Consider the following 16,058-nt stretch of genomic DNA (forward strand, 5'->3'; position numbering starts at 1 on the left):
GCTCTTGCCGCATTGGGACGTTTTCGCCGAGCTGCACGACGCGCTTGCATCCCCCCATGCTCATTCCCTAAAACGGTCATCTCTCACCTACCACGCCCGGACCGTTCGATGACCGCCTCTTCCGCCTCGCCGAGCGACGCTGCCGGCCCGTTCCATGTCACCCATCGGCTGATCCTGGCGATCGCGCTGCCGATGACGCTCGGCTTTCTGACGACGCCTTTGCTTGGCCTCGTCGATACTGCCGTTGTCGGCCGCATGGGGCAGGCAACCTTGCTGGCGGGCCTTGCCGTCGGCGCCATCCTGTTCGACCTGATCTTCACCAGCTTCAACTTCCTGCGGGCAGCGACCACGGGCCTGGTTGCCCAGGCCTATGGCCGCGGCGACCGGCGCGAGCAGCAGGCGGTGTTCTGGCGCTCGCTGATCATCGCGCTCGTTTGCGGCACGATCAGCCTGCTCGTTTCGCCGGTGCTTTTGTCCGGCGGCCTCTGGCTGATGGGACCGGAGCCTGAAGTGGCTGATGTCACCAGCACCTACTTTCTCTGTCGCATCCTTTCGGCACCGGCGGCGCTTGCCAACTACGCCATCCTTGGCTTCGTGCTCGGCCGCGGCGAAGGCACCATCGGGTTGATGCTGCAGACGCTGATCAACGGCATCAACATCGTGCTGTCGATCCTGCTCGGCCTGGTGTTCGGCTGGGGTGTTATGGGGGTGGCGCTGGCGACCGTTACCGGCGAGGTGATCGGGTCTCTCGCCGGATTTGCCATCGTCTATGGCCGTTTCGACAGAAAGGATGCGCCAAGCTGGGCCGAGATCTTCGATCGCGAGCGGCTGAAGCCGCTTTTCGGCCTCAACCGCGACATCATGATCCGCTCGTTCCTGCTTCTGGCCGCCTTCACGCTGATGACCCGCATCGGCACCGCCTTCGGGCCTGTGACGCTTGCCGCCAATGCGGTGCTAATGACGATCTTCCTCGTTGCCGGCTACTATCTCGACGGCCTTGCCAATGCGGCGGAACAGCTCATCGGCCGCTCGATCGGCGCCGGTTACCGCCCGGCCTTCGACCGTGCGCTGCGGCTGACGGCGGCCTGGTCGCTGGGGCTTGCACTGGTGACGACCGTTGCCTTCCTGCTGTTCGGCGGCAGGCTCATCGATCTTCTGACGACGGCCCCGGATGTTCGCGCGGCGGCTTACGAATATCTGCCCTGGGCCGCAGTGACGGCGATGACCGGCGCGCTCGCCTTCCTGATGGACGGCGTCTTCATCGGCGCCACATGGTCGCGCGAGATGCGCAACATGATGCTGGCGGCCTTTGTCGGTTATGCCGCAGCGCTCGCCGTGCTGGTCCCCGCCTTCGGCAATCATGGCCTGTGGGCGGGGCTCAACCTGTTCCTGTTAATGCGCGGGCTGTTCCTCTTGTCGCGGATCCCGATGAAGGCGCGTCAGACGTTCCTGCCGGCCCAGTAGTCGAGACGGCTGTCGCGGATATCGCGGATCGAGGTGAGACGCTCGCGCTCACAGAGATCCGAGAGGCCACGTACGATGCGGTCCGGCAGGGCAGGGCCCTCATAGACCATGCAGGAATAGAGCTGAACCAGATCGGCGCCGGCGCGGATCTTTTCGGCCGCGGTTTCGGCCGAGCTGACACCGCCAACGCCGATGATCGGCAGCTTCGGGCCGACACGCTTGCGCATGCGGGCAAGCACCGCCGTCGACTTTTCAAACAGTGGCTTGCCCGAGAGGCCACCGGACTCCTTCGCTTGGGCCTGATCCTTGAGGCCGTCGCGCGAAAGCGTCGTGTTGGAGACGATCAGGCCGTCGAGATTGTGTGCCAGCACTTCGGCAGCGATATCGTCCATGCCTTCTTCGGTGAGATCGGGCGCGATCTTCAGGAAGACGGGAACACGGCGATTGCTGCGCAGCGCCTCTTCGTCGCGCGCGGCAAGCACCGCCGACAACAGGGCGGCGAGACTTTCGCGCGCCTGCAGGTCGCGCAGACCCGGCGTGTTCGGCGAGGAGATGTTGGCGGTGAAATAGCGGGCGACCGAGTAGAACGTATGGATGCCGCTGACATAGTCGGCGATGCGGTCGGCGCTGTCCTTGTTGGCGCCGATATTGACGCCGATCAGCGCATCGCGCGAACAGGCCTTCAGCCGCGCCAGCGCTGCGCCATGGCCTTCATTGTTGAAGCCGAGGCGATTGATCACCGCTTCGTCCTCGACCAGGCGGAAAATGCGCGGCTTGTCGTTGCCTGCCTGCGGCTTCGGCGTGACGGTGCCGATCTCGGTGAAACCGAAGCCGATCTTCAGCAGTGCTTCCGGCACCTCTGCATTCTTGTCGTAGCCGGCCGCCATGCCGATCGGGTTCGGAAAAACGATGCCAGCGACTGTCTGCGCAAGCCGCTTGTCGGCCTTGGCGGGACAGTTCGGCACGAGCCCGGTCTTCAGCGCCTTGATCGAAAGGCCGTGCGCGGCCTCCGGATCGAAGAGGAAAAGGCCGCGGCGGGCAAGGCTGGTCAGCGGGTTCATGCATCAAGTTCCGGGAAGATATGCGCGCCGTCGGCGCCGAGCGGCAGGGGCTTTTCCCAGAGAACGGCCGACAGGAAGAGGGGGGCATAGAGATGTGGGAAGAGGGCGCCGCCGCGCGAGGGTTCATAGACCAGCTCTTCGCCAAGTGCGTCGCCGTCGACGGCGACCAGAAGCAGGCCTTCCTGTCCCTCGAAGTAGCGCGCTGCCGTCTCGACCACCTGTTCACCGGTCGAAAAATGGACGTAACCGTCGGCGAGATCGACCGGCGCGCCGTCGAAGCGCCCGCTGCGCTTGGCTTCCTGCCACAGCAATGCCGGAACGATTTTGTAGATGATGGAACTCATGGTGCCCGTCTGTCCCCGTAATCTTCTGTCGTGGCCTTGCCGTAAATATCGGCGATTGTCCATCGCAGAAGGACGACGATTCGCGCATAATCGGCGGTGAAGACCGATTTCGCTCTTCTCGTTCGCGCACATGTGATGTTCCGACAAGGATCGTAACGGAGAAGATGTCATGAAAAACGCTGCTGCCATACTTCTGTTCGGTACCGGATTGGCTCTGGCCGGCGGCGCCAGCGCGCAGGATCCGTCTCCCGGACGCTACAGCATGCAGAAGTCCGACACCGGTATCGCCCGGCTCGATACCCAGACCGGCGAGGTATCGCTCTGCCAGGAGAAGGACGGCCAGTTGGTGTGCCGCATGGCCGCCGACGAGCGGGCCGCTTTTGAACAGGAGTTGGACCTCCTGACGAAGCGGGTCGATGCCTTGGAAAAGGCGGCCAAAGCCGGTGAAAGTGTCGCAAAACAGGACCTTCCGGCTGAGGAAGAGATTGACCGGGCAATGGGCATCATGGAAAGAATGATGCGTAGGTTCATGGATATCGTGAAGGATCTCGAAGGCAGCGACCCCGCTCAGGAGCCGCAGAAGACCTGAGTTTCCGGATCGGCCATGCGGGATGCGGATCGGCGCGTGGGGGCGTGCAGATTTCAGCCCGGGCTCTTGGGAGGGAGCAGCATGACACCGGACATGACCATCATCATCGCGGACGACCATCCGCTGTTTCGGGGCGCAATGCGCCAGGCACTGAGCGGCGTGGACGGCGCGCCCGCCATCGTCGAAGCCGGCGATTTCGCAGCCGCGCGCAAGGCGGCGGCCGACAACCCTGACGCCGATCTCATGCTGCTCGACCTGACCATGCCCGGCGTCAGCGGGCTTTCCGGCCTGATTGCACTTCGCGCCGAATTTCCGAGCCTGCCGGTCATGGTGGTTTCCGCCCATGACGACCCGGCGACGATCCATCGCGCGCTCGATCTCGGCGCGTCCGGCTTTCTTTCGAAATCGGCCGGCATCGAGGAAATCCGCGAGGGGATCGAGAAGGTGATGGCCGGCGAGGTCTTCGTTCCCGCGGGCTACGATCAGGCCCAGGAATACGAACCCGAGGTCGCCGATCTGCTCCAGCGCCTGCAGACCTTGACGCCGCAACAGTCCCGCGTGCTCAGTATGCTCGGCGAGGGCCTGCTCAACAAGCAGATCGCCTACGAACTCGGCGTCTCCGAGGCGACGATCAAGGCGCATGTCTCGGCGATCCTGCTAAAGCTCAATGTCGACAGCCGCACCCAGGCGGTCATCCAGCTTTCGAAGATCGGCACCGTCGCCGCCGCCTGATGCGGCCGGCCTTGGCTTTGTGATTTCTCTCGTCCCAGGCGGCCCCACAACGTGGGAGCCGTTCATTCCGCAGCCGTTCGTGCCGCCGTCGAAAGTTGCGTCAGCCAGGCGCGCATCGCCGCCGGGCGCACCGGCTTGTTCTGGATCGCGATGCCGTCGCGTTCGGCCGCGGCGCGCACTTCCGGCGAGCGGTCAGCCGTCACGAGCAGCGCCGGCGTCGCTTCGCCGGTCGATGCCCGAATGCGGGCGACCGCCTCGATGCCGGTCCCGTCGTCGAGGTGATAATCGGCGATGACGGCGTGTGGCTTCTCGCCGGGCTCCACGCCGAATTCGGAACAGGCAGAAAGCGATTCCGCCGTACTGACGATACAGCCCCAACCTGACAGCAGCACCCGCATACCCTCGAGGATCCGCGGTTCGTTGTCGATGCAGAGCACCCGCAGGCCGTTCAGCGCCTCGCTTGCCTTGCTCTGCGGCACCGGACGGACAGCGACCCGTTCGCCGGCGCTGGCATCAAGCGGCAGGGTCACCTTGAAGCCCGTGCCCTTGCCGGGAGTCGATTGCAGGCTGACGGGATGGTTGAGCACGCGCGAGATGCGGTCGACGATCGAAAGGCCGAGCCCAAGACCGGACGCCGTGCGGGCGCCTTCGTCGAGCCGGGCGAATTCCTTGAAGACGGTGCGGAACTTCGACTGGGGAATGCCGATGCCGGAATCGAGCACTTCGATCGTCGCCATGGCGCCATGTCTGCGCACCCCGACGAGCACCTTGCCGGCCAGGGTGTATTTGATCGCGTTGGAGACCAGGTTCTGGACGACGCGGCGCAGCAGGTTCGGATCGCTGCGCACGACGAGCGATGTCGGCATGATAATGAGTTCGAGATCCTTGGCCCGCGCCATCGGGGCGAAATCGGTCTCGATCCTTCTGAGCAGCTCGTTGAGCGGAACGGACTGTATCCGCGCCTTCATGGCGCCGGTGTCGAGGCGCGATATGTCGAGCACGGCACCGAGGATGGCCTCGACCGATTCCAGCGAGGAATCGATGTTTTCGACCAGCGTGCTGTTGTCGGACTCGCCGAGCCGCTCGACGAGCGACGAGGAATAGAGGCGGGCGGCGTTCAGCGGCTGCAGGATATCGTGGCCGGCGGCGGCGAAGAACCGGGTCTTGCCGATATTGGCCTCTTCCGCGGCCGCGCGCGCCTCGGCGAGCTCCCGGTTCACCCGGGTCAATTCGCCGGTGCGCTCGGCCACGCGCAGTTCCAGTGTCTCGTTCGCCTGCTTCAGCGCCATGTCGGCGGCGACGCGCTGGGTGATGTCGGTATAGGTGGTGACGATGCCTTTGTCGGGCATGGCGTTGGTGCGCACTTCGATGATGCGCTCGCCGTTGCCCAGTTCGAGCAGGAAGGGTTTGTCGAGCGTCAGGAAGTTGGCGATCAGCCCCTTTTCCTGATCCTTGCGAATATCGCCGCGCTTGGTGAGGATCGAGACGATATCGGCCAGCGGGAAGCCGACCTGGCCGGCTGCCTCCGGCAGGTCGAGAAGCTGGCGGAAGCGCCGGTTCCAGATGATCAGGTTGTTGGCATTGTCGAAGACGGCGATGCCCTGGTCCATCTGCGAGAGCGCAGTCTGCAGCATATCCTGATTGTATTGCAGCGCCTCACTCGCCTGGTCGAGCAGCCAGGCCGTTTCGGACGATGTGTCGTCGCCGCGCTGCAGCGCCAGGGAAAGCACCAGCCGGGCGGAGGACGAGCCGATGGCGCTGCCGAGCAGTTGCTCGGAGAAATGCACCACGGCCATGTCGGCTGGCGCATTGTCGTCCAGCCAGCGGCCGGTCTGGCGCTCGTACGTATGGAACGAGCGCTGCATGCGCTCAGCACCCATGTAACGGGCGATCGTCGCCTTGAGGTCGCGCACCGTGACCTTGGTCTTGCGGCCGCGAAAGGCGCCTTCGGTTCGCGACCGCCGGGTGATGAACACGCCGGCCTGGAAGCGTTCGATCGGCTTCGGTGTGCGGGTCAGCGATCCGAGGATATAGGTGGCGCAGTTGACGAGCAGGCTGAGTGCCGTCGCGTTCACCAGCGGATCGGCGTTGGGGCCGGAGAAGAGGTCGGTGAACGGCAACAGGAAGCTTAAGACCGTCGTCGCCACATGGGAATTGTCGGGTCCGCCGAGGCTCGGCAGGAAGAGCAGATAGGCCCAGACGAGGAAGCCCGAGACCATGCCGGTGATCGCGCCGCGGGCATTGGCCTGTCGCCAGATGAGGCCGCCGAGCAGCGCCGGCGCCATCTGCGAGATGGCGACGAAAGACAGAAGGCCGAGCGAGGCGAGGCCGGCGCTGATATCGGCGGAGCGGTAGTAGCCATAGCCGAGCAACAACACCACGAAGATCGCTGAACGGCGGATGTTGAGCAGCGTTCCCGCGAGGTTTTCCTGCAAGCCGCCGCGCTGGCTGAGGTTGCGGCGCAGGAACACCGGCATGACGATATCGTTGGAGATCATGATCGACAGCGCCACGGATGCGACGATCACCATCGCGGTCGCTGCCGAAAAACCGCCGATGAAGGTGATCAGCGTCAGCACCGGCAGGCCGTTGGCGAGCGGCAAGGTCAGCAGGTAGAGATCCGCGTCGCCGGAACCGGAAAAGGTGAGGATGCCGGCTATCGCGATCGGCAGCACGAAGAGATTGATGCCGATCAGGTAGAGCGGAAAGAGGATGCCGGCGGTGCGAAGCTCGCCTTCGGTGCGGTTTTCGACGACCGTCACGTGGAACTGCCTGGGCAGCATGATGATCGCGAAAGCCGACGTGACGATCAACAGCACCCAACGGGCGATAGGGGTCTCGTAGGAGAGCGCCGACTGCACGGCGGGGCTCTCTGCAGCCAGCGACCACAGGTGAGCCGGTCCGTTGAAGATGACGAAGACGATGTAGAAGCCGGCGGTGACGAGCGCCACCAGCTTGACCAGCGATTCCATCGCGATCGCAAGGATCAGCCCGTCCTGGTGCTCCGTTGCGTCCGTATGGCGCGTGCCGAAGACGATGGCGAAGCAGGCGAGAAACAATGTGACGAGCAGGGGAAGATCGACGTAGCTCTGCCCGGCGCCGATGCCGTAGTCGCTGGTGTTGATCATCGCTGCGACCGAGCTCGAAATCGCCTTCAGCTGCAGCGCGATATAGGGAATGGCGCCGACCAGCGAGATCAGCGCGACGATGGCGGCCACCGCCGGGTTCTTGCCGTAGCGGGCGGCGATGAAGTCGGCGACGGAGGTCAGCTTCTCGGTTTTGGCAAGGCGGATGATCTTGCGGATCAGCGGCATGCCGAGCGTGAACATCAGGATCGGGCCGATATAGATGCCGGTGAACTCGAGTCCGCGTTCGGCAGCAAGGCCGATGCCGCCGAAATAGGTCCAGGACGTGCAATAGATGGCAAGGCTCAGCGCATAGACGAGCGGTCTGCCCTTCAGCGCAGCGCTGTTCCTCCTGGCCCGCCGGTCGCCATAGCTAGCCACTGCAAACAGCAGCAGCAGATAGGCGAAGGCCGAGGCAAAGATGACCGAACCCGAAAGCATGCCTCATTCCTCCAGGGCGGAGCATAGGACAAGTCCGCCGGGTTGAGAATTGCCTGCCGCATGAGTCTTAAGTTCAAGGCTCGACACGAGAAATCGGTGTACAGCACAGGCTGCCTTCCCGTTCCTGCTCCATCCGCTGCCAATTGACCAAAGGCAAAGAAAGGTTTTCTCGCTGCCCGCTTTGGTTTAGTTTCCGTAAACGCTTGCAGCGCGGGACAGCGCCGCCGGCCGTTTTCAAACGGGGATAATACGGAGAGATTTATGCTGAATGAGTTCAAGGAGTTTATTGCCCGCGGGAACGTGATGGATCTCGCGGTCGGTGTCATCATCGGCGCCGCCTTCAACAAGATCGTAACGTCGGTCGTCGAGGATCTGGTGATGCCAATCGTCGGTGCGCTGACCGGCGGCGGTTTCGATTTCTCCAATTATTTCCTGCCGCTCTCGGCGAACGTGACGGCGACGTCTCTCGCCGCCGCCCGTCAACAGGGTGCCGTCTTTGCCTATGGCAACTTCATCACCGTGCTCATCAACTTCCTGATCCTTGCCTGGATCATCTTCCTGATGATCAAGGCGGTGAATCGCATGCGCGCTTCGATGGAGAAGAAGAAGGACGAAGCACCGGCCGCACCCCCGCCGGAAGACATTCTGCTTCTCGGTGAAATCCGCGACCTGCTGAAGCAGCGCGCGTGATTTTCCTCGCGGCCCTGGCTTCGCCGGGGCCGCGAAACATCACAAAAATCGATAAACCGGTCAGATAAAGTCGCGTGATCGCCTTGGCGAAAGCGGCTAGAAGCAACGGGCAAGCTGGAGCGGTCCATGTCGCTCTAGTCCATTGGAATCTTTCACGATGATCTAAAGGCCGCGGCCTTTAACGTCGTGCATCCGGAGCCCGCCGATGACCATCCTCAGCACCATCAGTCCCCGTGCGCTTTCGGCACCTGAAAGCGGCATCGTCGAGGTGGTGAACTATGCACGCGGGCGCGATGGCCTGATCCCGCTGTGGGTCGGAGAAGGCGACCTGCCGACGCCTGCCTTCATCAGCGACGTTGCGCGCGATGCGCTTGCCGGCGGCGAGACCTTCTACACCTGGCAGCGCGGTATCCCGCCGCTGCGCGAGGCACTGTCGCGCTACTATCAAAGGCGCTTTCAGAAGTCGCTTTCGCCCGAGAATTTCTACGTCGTCGGCTCCGGCATGCAGGCGATCAAGCTCTCGATCGAGGCGATCGCCTCGCCCGGCGACGAGATGGTGCTTCTGACGCCGGCGTGGCCGAACTTTGCCGCCGCCGCCGATCTCTCCGGCGTTCGCCCGGTCTCGGTGGAGCTTCGTTTCGAACACGGCAAATGGCAACTCGATCTCGATCGGCTGCAGGCGGTGATCGGTCCGAAGACCAAGGCGCTGTTCATCAACACGCCGTCGAACCCGACCGGCTGGACCGCGACCCGCGAGGAGTTGGCCGCGATCCTGACGCTGGCGCGCAGGCAGGGGCTCTGGATCATCGCCGATGAGATCTACGCGCTCTATTATTATGGCGGCGCCCGCGCGCCGTCCTTCCTCGACGTGATGGAGGAAGGCGACCGCATCCTCTTCGTCAATTCGTTCTCGAAGAACTGGTCGATGACCGGGTGGCGTGTCGGCTGGATCGTGGCTCCACCCGCGATCGGCCAGGTTCTCGAAAACCTGGTGCAGTACTCGACCTCGGGTGTCGCCCAGTTCATGCAGCGCGGTGCCGTCGTGGCGCTCGACGAGGGCGACGCCTTTGTTGATGCCAATGTCGCCAAGGCGGCGGAGAACCGGGACGTCTTCTGCGACGCGTTGATCGCCACCAACCGGGTGGAAACGCTCAAACCCGACGGCGCGCTCTATGCGTTCCTGAAGATCGACGGCGTCACGGATTCGCGCGCGGCAGCGATCGACATCGTCGACAAGACCGGCGTTGGCCTGGCGCCGGGAACGGCGTTCGGCGACGGCGGCTCGCTGTTCATGCGCGCCTGCTTCCTGCGTGATCCGGGCCACGTGAAGGAAGCGGCGGACCGTCTCCAGGGTTACATTCTCGGGCGCTGACGGCCGTAGATTGAAAGAGCGAGGCGGCGACGTTATTCGTCGCCGGTTTCGCCAAGCAGCTTCTGCTCATGAGCGATCGCGTGGCCGATCAGCCGCGCCCAGATGTCTTCGTAAAAATCAGGATCGAGGTTGACGCGCGCAGCGTTCTTGCGGGCATTCTCGCGCACTTCCATCACCCGCGCCGGAATGTCGGCCTTCAGTTTCAGCGGCGCCTTGATCTCGGCCGCGCGGTCAATATAGCCCCAGCGCTCGGCAAACAGCGCCATCAGCGCCTGGTCGAGACGGTCGATCTCGGCACGCACGTCGGCCATGGTTTCGCATTGCGCGGGGGTTTTCTGCATCTGTCTCGTCCAATTGCCTGGATGCGGCCAAGCGCGGGCCCAGGATGTTCGAGCGTCCCTCGGCTCTCAGCAAGCGGGGCGCTTCTGCGGCGCACTGCTAACAAACGGCGAGCTATCTTGGAAGGGGCAACAGGGTCGCAGCCGGCGACCCTTGAGGTGGTCACCTCAGCAGGCGATCGCTTTGCAGGGGAGGAGGGTGCGGTCCTGTCTCCGTCTGCGGCGATCGCCTGCTGACGTGTTAAGGGAAGTTAGCTGGCCAAGCTTGAGCGAGGCTTTTTAGAACGGGATGAGGAAAAGTGTCTGCGGTTTTCCGCCCGCATCCCGCTCCAATGGATCGACTACGTTCCGATCATCAGCTTGATCGCAAGGCCGACGAGGGTGACGGCCGCCACCCCCGCGCACCAGAGGCCAACGAACCAGAGAAGCTTGCGGCCGGTTCCTGTTTCGCTGGTCAATGGTAGCCCTCCTCCGGATCGACCTTGCCGCGGAAGACCCAGTAGGAATAGGCGGTGTAGGCGAGAATGATCGGCACCAGCACCAAAGCGCCGGCAAGCAGGAAGGAGAGGCTTTCCTCAGGCGCGGCCGCGTCCCAGATCGTCAGCGAAGGCGGCACCATATAGGGGTAGAAACTGATGCCGATGCCGGCATAGCCGAGCACGAAGAGGCCCAGTGCGGCGATGAACGGCCGGCTGTCGTGGCGCTTGCGGATACCCGTGATCAGCGCATAAAGGCAGCCGAGAACGAGCGCCGGCACGACGACGCTGAAGATCGCCGTCGGATAGCCGAACCAGCGGTCCAGATACTGCGGCTCCAGGAACGGCGTCCACAGGCTGACGATGCCCATGGCGGCGACGGTGGCGAAGGAGCATTTGAGCGCGAGGTCGCGGGCCCGGTCGGCAAGGTCGCCATGGGTCTTCATCACAAGCCAGGTGGCGCCGAGCAGCGCATAGCCGACGACGACGGCGATGCCGGTCATGATCGAGAACGGCGTCAACCAATCCCACCAGCCGCCGACATAGGCACGGTTCTCGACCGGAATGCCCTGGACGAGCGCGCCGAGCGTGATCCCTTGCGCGAAGGCGGCCAGCATCGAGCCGCCGGAGAAGGCCCAGTTCCAGAGATATTCGGCCCGCCGCGTGCGCCAGCGATATTCGAAGGCGACGCCGCGGAAGATGAGGCCGATCACCATGGCGATGATGGGCGCGTAAAGTGCGGGCAGGATGGTCGCGTAGGCCAGCGGAAACACCGCCATCAGGCCGCCGCCGCCAAGAACCAGCCAGGTCTCGTTGCCGTCCCAGACCGGGGCGACGGAATTCATCATCACGTCACGGTCGTGCTTCTCCGGGAAGAACGGGAAGAGGATGCCGACACCGAGGTCGAAGCCGTCGAGAATGACATAGGCGAGCACCGCAAAGGCGATGATGCCAGCCCAGATGAACGGCAGATCAAACTCCATGATGGCCTCCCTTGGTGTTTGCATGGCTGCTATGGATGGCGGGGCCCGGCATGATGCCGGAACTGCGCAATGGTCCTTCGCCGAGCTCCGGCATCGGATCCCGCGGCAATCGCGCCATCAGCCGGAGGATGTAGAAGGTGCCGGCGCCGAAGACGAAGAAATAGACGATGATGAAGGCGATCAGCGAGGCGGCGACCGCGGGTGCCGCGATCGGCGCCACTGAGTTTGCCGTCAGCAGATGGCCGTAGACGGTATAGGGCTGACGGCCGACTTCGGTCGTGACCCAGCCCGCGAGCACGGCGACGAAGCCGGCGGGCCCCATGGCGATCGCGGCACGGTGCAGCCAGACATTGCTGTCGAGCGTGCCGCGATAGCGACACCAGAGCGACCAGAGCCCGATGCCGAGCATGGCGAAGCCGAGGCCGACCATCACCCGGAATGACCAGAACACGATACCAACAGGCGGGTGAAGTTCTTCCGGGATCGTATCGAGACCGGCAAGCGGCGCGTTCAGATCATGCTTCAGGATGAGGCTCGAAAGCTTCGGGATCTCGATCGCGTAATCGACGCGCTTTTCAGGCGAGTTCGGAATGCCGAAGAGGATGAGCGGCGCGCCGTCCGGATGGCTCTGGTAGTGCCCCTCCATCGCCATCACCTTGGCCGGCTGGTGCTCCAGCGTGTTGAGACCATGCATGTCGCCGGCGAAGATCTGGATCGGCGCGACAATCGCCGCCATCCACATAGCCATCGAAAACATCTTTTGCGCCCGCCGCGGCGCCGTCTTGCGGATGAGGTGCCAGGCGCCGCAGGCGCCGACGACGAAGGCGGTCGTGAGATAGGCCGCCAGCACCATGTGGGTGAGGCGATAGGGGAAGGAGGGGTTGAAGACGATCGCCCACCAGTCGACCGGGACGAACTGGCCCGCCTCGTTCATTGCGAAACCGGCCGGCGTCTGCATCCACGAGTTCGCCGAAAGGATCCAAGTGGCCGAGATCAGCGTGCCGACGGCGACCATGACGGTTGCCAAGAAATGCAGCTTCGGCCCGACGCGGTTGAGGCCGAACAGCATGACACCGAGGAAGCCCGCTTCGAGGAAGAAGGCGGTCAGCACCTCGTAGCCCATCAGCGGCCCGATGATCGGCCCGGCCTTGTCGGAAAAGACGCTCCAGTTGGTGCCGAACTGATAGGACATGACGATGCCGGAAACGACGCCCATGCCGAAGGCGACGGCAAAGATCGTCTTCCAGAAATTGAAGAGTTCGAGATAGACCCCGTCCTTCTTCCACAGCCACAACCCTTCGAGCACCGCGAGGTAACTCGCAAGCCCGATGGAAAAGGCGGGGAAGATGATGTGGAAGGAAACGGTAAAGGCGAACTGGAAGCGAGCGAGCAGGGTCGCATCGAAACTCTCAAACACGGGCGCAATCCTTTCAGACACGCGGATGCGACGCCTCACGGAAGCGTAGGCCGCAATGCTCTGGCTGCTGCATCATTTGTCCGGTGACCGATCGTCGATCAGGGAACCTGTCTTGGCCTCTGGCCGAGGCAAATCCTGGGGTTGCACCGGCTTTTCAGCATGCACTTGAATCTGCGCCAAATTTGCCAAACGTCAATGACAGCGCGTCCGCCACGTTGTCACACTGCGGCAATGTTGCGCTGCGGCATATTGGCGAAAGGTGAGCGGGATATCAGCGGCGCGCGAGATAGGCCTCGGCCAACTCCGTCCAGAAAGCCGCGCCGATCGGCAGCAGGTCGTCGTTGAAGTTGTAGCCGGGGTGATGCAGCGGCCTGTCGTCGTCGCTGACCTTCGAGCCGAGGAAGAAGTAGGTCCCCGGCCGCTCCTTCAGCATATAGGCGAAATCCTCGCTGCCCATGAAGGGGCGGGCGAGATCGACCACCTTGTCGGCGCCGGCGAAGCGGACCGCGAGATCGCGGACGAAGTCCGTCTCGGCCTTGTGGTTGATCGTCGCATCGTAGCTGCGCTGGTAGTCGACGGTCGCGCGCATGCCGAAGCTCGTCGCCTGCGCCTCGGCGATCATGCGGATGCGGCGTTCGAGTTCGTCGCGCACATCGGGCTCGAATGAGCGGATACCGACGACGATCTCGGCGCGTTCGGGAATGATGTTGCTGGCCGAGCCCGCATGGAAGGCGCCGACGGTGACCACAGTCGGATCCATCGGATGGATGTTGCGCGAGACGATCGATTGCAGCGCCATGACGATCGAGGCGCCGCAGACGATGGGATCTGCTGTTTCCTGCGGCTCCGCGCCATGCCCGCCGCGTCCATGCACGGTGATGCGCGCCTCGTCGACGGCGGCCATGATCGGGCCTTCTCTAAGGGCGAACTGGCCGAAAGGCAGACCCGGCTCGTTGTGAAGCGCGAAGACGGCGTCGCAGGGAAACTGATCGAACAGGCCCTCGTCCATCATGATCTTGGCGCCGCCGAAATTCTCCTCGGCCGGCTGGAAGATCAGGTGGATCGTGCCGTCGAAATTGCGCCGCTCGGCAAGCGCGCGGGCAGCACCCAGCAGCATCGTCGTGTGGCCATCGTGGCCGCAGGCATGCATGAGGCCCGAGGTCTTGCTGGCATAGTCCAGCCCGGTTTCTTCCAGGATCGGCAGCGCATCGATGTCGGCGCGGATGCCGATCGAGCGCTTGCCGTTGCCGTTCCTGAGCGTGCCGACGACACCGGTTTTCGCAAGCCCCGTCGTCACCTCATAGCCGAGACTTTCGAGGTGCTTGGCGATGAAGGCGGAAGTACGCGTCTCCTCCAGTCCGAGTTCCGGATGCGCATGCAGGTCGTGGCGAATGGCGACGAGTTCCGGCATGGCGTTGGTGATCGAGGGGGAAAGCTTCATGTCAGGCACCGCGGGTTGGTATGCGATTTTCGAAGGTGCGGAAAGCCACCACCAGAATACCGGTGAGGCACATGTAGATGAGCGCGAGCAAAAGCAGCGGCTCGTAGGTGAGGAAGGTTTCCTGCCGCACCTTGGAGATGACCGCATAGACGTCGACGACAGTCACGGTCGCGACAAGTGGCGTCGATTTCAGCTGCAGCACCGTTTCGCCATTGAGCGTCGGCAGAGCCCGATGGATGGCGCGCGGCAGCCAGATGCGGCGGAACATCGTCCAGCGGCCCATGCCATAGGCCTTCGCCGCCTCAAGCTCGCCGTTCGGAACGCCGGCAAAAGCGCCGCGCATGACTTCGCCCTCATAGGCCGCAAACGAAATGGTCAACGCCGCCACGCCATAGGGCCACGCTTCGCGCAGGTAAGGCCAGAGGAAGGACTGGCGGATCGCCGGAAACTGCGGGAACAGCGAGCCGAGACCGTAATAGAGCAGCCAGAGCTGCAACAGCAGCGGCGTGCCGCGGATCACGGTACAAAACACCTTGGCCGGCAGTTTCAGGAACCAGGGGCCGGTGACCTGCACGAGGCCGATCGGCACCGCCAGCAGGAAGCCGAGGATGGCGGTGCTGAACAGCATCATCAGGCTGACGAGGATGCCCCAGCCAAGCCGTGGCAGGTAGCGCGGCAGCCAGTCCCAGCGCATGAAGACGGCGACGGCGACGACGAAGGCGGCAAAGACCAGCATCATGAGGATGCGGTGCGGCAGGAAGAAGCTCTTCGCCGTCGGCAGGTCTTCGGGCGTAAACGCAACGGCGTGGGTGGTTTCGTCGGTCATCGGCTCTCCGCAAAACCGCGTCGGGCATGGCGTTCGAGCATGCCGATGAAGACGTTGGAGATGAGCGTCAGCGCCAGGTAGAGCGCGCCAGCCGCCAGGAAGAACAGGAGATAGGCCTTGGTCGTGCCGGCCGCCTGGCGGGTGACCAGCGTCAACTCGCTGAAGCCGACGACCGCGAGAAGGGCCGTGTCCTTGGTGGCGATCAGCCAGAGATTGGAGAGGCCGGGAATGGCATAGGGCAACATCGCCGGCAGGGTGATGCGGCGCAGAACCATGGCCGGCGACATGCCATAGGCGCGCGCCGCCTCGATCTGCCCGGCGGGCACCGCCTTGATCGCGCCGCGCAACACTTCGGTCGAATAGGCACCCTGGACGACGCCGATGACGAAGATGCCGGCCATCAGGCCGCTGATGTCGACCGGGCCAACCGAAAACAACGCCAGAACCTGATTGAGCAGGTCGGTGCCGGCATAATAGAGCAAGAGGATCAGCACCAACTCGGGCACTGCACGCACGACCGTGGTGTAGCATTCGAGCAGATCGCGCAGGACTGGGCCGCCATAGAGCTTGCCGAATGCACCGCCGATGCCGAGCGCCAGGCCGAGCGTGAAGCCGCCGACGGCGATCTGGATGGAATTGAAAAAGCCTTGCAGCAATACGCCACCCCAGCCGGGTGCTGAAAGCGAGAGCAGGCCCCAATTGATGAGGGAATCCGCAGCCATGCGTCGTCGAGCTCCGATGGCGCCGGCCGGCGATCGC

14 protein-coding genes are annotated in these 16,058 nt (G+C 63.6%); 5 read left to right on the forward strand and 9 right to left on the reverse strand.

All coding sequences use genetic code 11. The features are described 5' to 3' along the window. Positions 1 to 108 precede the first annotated feature (108 nt). Positions 109 to 1,464, forward strand: a complete 1,356-nt coding sequence (locus tag FA04_RS00915) for an MATE family efflux transporter (protein WP_034797107.1) — start codon at positions 109 to 111, stop codon at positions 1,462 to 1,464. Here the strand turns inward: FA04_RS00915 and FA04_RS00920 are convergent. Beyond that, on the reverse strand, positions 1,440 to 2,525 hold the full coding sequence (locus tag FA04_RS00920; RefSeq protein WP_034797105.1) for a quinone-dependent dihydroorotate dehydrogenase: 1,086 nt from the start codon (positions 2,523 to 2,525) through the stop codon (positions 1,440 to 1,442). The two genes, FA04_RS00915 and FA04_RS00920, sit on opposite strands and share 25 nt — an antisense overlap. Further along, the gene (locus FA04_RS00925) at positions 2,522 to 2,869 is read right to left on the reverse strand and encodes a DUF952 domain-containing protein (RefSeq protein ID WP_034797103.1); all 348 of its coding nucleotides are present in this window, start codon (positions 2,867 to 2,869) and stop codon (positions 2,522 to 2,524) included. Before FA04_RS00925 ends, FA04_RS00920 begins: the two co-directional genes overlap by 4 nt. A gap of 169 nt (positions 2,870 to 3,038) precedes the next feature. On the opposite strand from FA04_RS00925, the gene FA04_RS00930 reads away from it, so the two are divergent. Together FA04_RS00930 and FA04_RS00935 are read left to right on the forward strand one after the other, a co-directional pair. Then, positions 3,039 to 3,458, forward strand: a complete 420-nt coding sequence (locus FA04_RS00930) for a hypothetical protein (RefSeq protein WP_034797089.1) — start codon at positions 3,039 to 3,041, stop codon at positions 3,456 to 3,458. Between the two features lie 81 nt (positions 3,459 to 3,539). Then, a complete protein-coding gene (locus tag FA04_RS00935) occupies positions 3,540 to 4,190 on the forward strand; it encodes a response regulator (RefSeq protein WP_034797087.1) in 651 nt (216 codons plus the stop codon). A gap of 62 nt (positions 4,191 to 4,252) precedes the next feature. Here the strand turns inward: FA04_RS00935 and FA04_RS00940 are convergent, their stop codons facing one another. After that, positions 4,253 to 7,756, reverse strand: coding sequence for a PAS domain-containing hybrid sensor histidine kinase/response regulator (locus tag FA04_RS00940; RefSeq protein WP_034797084.1), 3,504 nt, complete (start codon positions 7,754 to 7,756; stop codon positions 4,253 to 4,255). Between the two features lie 261 nt (positions 7,757 to 8,017). Between FA04_RS00940 and mscL the strand changes: the two genes are divergently transcribed. Together mscL and FA04_RS00950 are read left to right on the forward strand one after the other, a co-directional pair. Further along, on the forward strand, positions 8,018 to 8,446 hold the full coding sequence (mscL, locus tag FA04_RS00945) for a large conductance mechanosensitive channel protein MscL (protein ID WP_034797082.1): 429 nt from the start codon (positions 8,018 to 8,020) through the stop codon (positions 8,444 to 8,446). 205 nt (positions 8,447 to 8,651) lie between these two features. After that, positions 8,652 to 9,818 carry a pyridoxal phosphate-dependent aminotransferase gene (locus FA04_RS00950; protein ID WP_034797080.1) on the forward strand — a complete coding sequence of 389 codons (1,167 nt, stop codon included), beginning with the start codon at positions 8,652 to 8,654 and terminating at the stop codon, positions 9,816 to 9,818. Between the two features lie 32 nt (positions 9,819 to 9,850). Here FA04_RS00950 and FA04_RS00955 read toward each other — a convergent pair whose 3' ends face one another. The 6 genes from FA04_RS00955 to FA04_RS00980 all read right to left on the reverse strand — a co-directional run bounded on the left by FA04_RS00955 (position 9,851) and on the right by FA04_RS00980 (position 16,021). Next, positions 9,851 to 10,159: a chorismate mutase family protein gene (locus tag FA04_RS00955; protein WP_034797078.1), complete on the reverse strand. Its 309-nt coding sequence runs from the start codon at positions 10,157 to 10,159 to the stop codon at positions 9,851 to 9,853. A gap of 451 nt (positions 10,160 to 10,610) precedes the next feature. After that, positions 10,611 to 11,615: a cytochrome d ubiquinol oxidase subunit II gene (cydB, locus tag FA04_RS00960; RefSeq protein WP_034797073.1), complete on the reverse strand. Its 1,005-nt coding sequence runs from the start codon at positions 11,613 to 11,615 to the stop codon at positions 10,611 to 10,613. Continuing rightward, a complete protein-coding gene (locus tag FA04_RS00965; protein WP_051659369.1) occupies positions 11,605 to 13,032 on the reverse strand; it encodes a cytochrome ubiquinol oxidase subunit I in 1,428 nt (475 codons plus the stop codon). Before FA04_RS00965 ends, cydB begins: the two co-directional genes overlap by 11 nt. Before the next feature lie 271 nt (positions 13,033 to 13,303). Further along, positions 13,304 to 14,473 carry a M20 aminoacylase family protein gene (locus tag FA04_RS00970; protein ID WP_034797071.1) on the reverse strand — a complete coding sequence of 390 codons (1,170 nt, stop codon included), beginning with the start codon at positions 14,471 to 14,473 and terminating at the stop codon, positions 13,304 to 13,306. A 1-nt stretch (position 14,474) separates the two neighbouring features. Further along, positions 14,475 to 15,299 carry an ABC transporter permease gene (locus FA04_RS00975; protein ID WP_034797068.1) on the reverse strand — a complete coding sequence of 275 codons (825 nt, stop codon included), beginning with the start codon at positions 15,297 to 15,299 and terminating at the stop codon, positions 14,475 to 14,477. Beyond that, positions 15,296 to 16,021 carry an ABC transporter permease gene (locus FA04_RS00980; RefSeq protein WP_034797065.1) on the reverse strand — a complete coding sequence of 242 codons (726 nt, stop codon included), beginning with the start codon at positions 16,019 to 16,021 and terminating at the stop codon, positions 15,296 to 15,298. The genes FA04_RS00975 and FA04_RS00980 overlap by 4 nt, the downstream gene beginning before the upstream one ends. Between the last annotated feature and the right edge of the window lie 37 nt (positions 16,022 to 16,058).

It is taken from the genome of Ensifer adhaerens, assembly GCF_000697965.2.
Classification (GTDB): Bacteria; Pseudomonadota; Alphaproteobacteria; order Rhizobiales; family Rhizobiaceae; genus Ensifer; species Ensifer adhaerens.

Bases quoted from the DNA above. Each gene is read 5' to 3' on its own strand.
- FA04_RS00915 (WP_034797107.1), top strand. From the start codon at position 109: ATGACCGCCTCTTCCGCCTCGCCGAGCGACGCTGCCGGCCCGTTCCAT.
- FA04_RS00920 (WP_034797105.1), bottom strand. From the start codon at position 2,525: ATGAACCCGCTGACCAGCCTTGCCCGCCGCGGCCTTTTCCTCTTCGAT.
- FA04_RS00925 (WP_034797103.1), bottom strand. From the start codon at position 2,869: ATGAGTTCCATCATCTACAAAATCGTTCCGGCATTGCTGTGGCAGGAA.
- FA04_RS00930 (WP_034797089.1), top strand. From the start codon at position 3,039: ATGAAAAACGCTGCTGCCATACTTCTGTTCGGTACCGGATTGGCTCTG.
- FA04_RS00935 (WP_034797087.1), top strand. From the start codon at position 3,540: ATGACACCGGACATGACCATCATCATCGCGGACGACCATCCGCTGTTT.
- FA04_RS00940 (WP_034797084.1), bottom strand. From the start codon at position 7,756: ATGCTTTCGGGTTCGGTCATCTTTGCCTCGGCCTTCGCCTATCTGCTG.
- mscL (WP_034797082.1), top strand. From the start codon at position 8,018: ATGCTGAATGAGTTCAAGGAGTTTATTGCCCGCGGGAACGTGATGGAT.
- FA04_RS00950 (WP_034797080.1), top strand. From the start codon at position 8,652: ATGACCATCCTCAGCACCATCAGTCCCCGTGCGCTTTCGGCACCTGAA.
- FA04_RS00955 (WP_034797078.1), bottom strand. From the start codon at position 10,159: ATGCAGAAAACCCCCGCGCAATGCGAAACCATGGCCGACGTGCGTGCC.
- cydB (WP_034797073.1), bottom strand. From the start codon at position 11,615: ATGGAGTTTGATCTGCCGTTCATCTGGGCTGGCATCATCGCCTTTGCG.
- FA04_RS00970 (WP_034797071.1), bottom strand. From the start codon at position 14,473: ATGAAGCTTTCCCCCTCGATCACCAACGCCATGCCGGAACTCGTCGCC.
- FA04_RS00975 (WP_034797068.1), bottom strand. From the start codon at position 15,299: ATGACCGACGAAACCACCCACGCCGTTGCGTTTACGCCCGAAGACCTG.
- FA04_RS00980 (WP_034797065.1), bottom strand. From the start codon at position 16,021: ATGGCTGCGGATTCCCTCATCAATTGGGGCCTGCTCTCGCTTTCAGCA.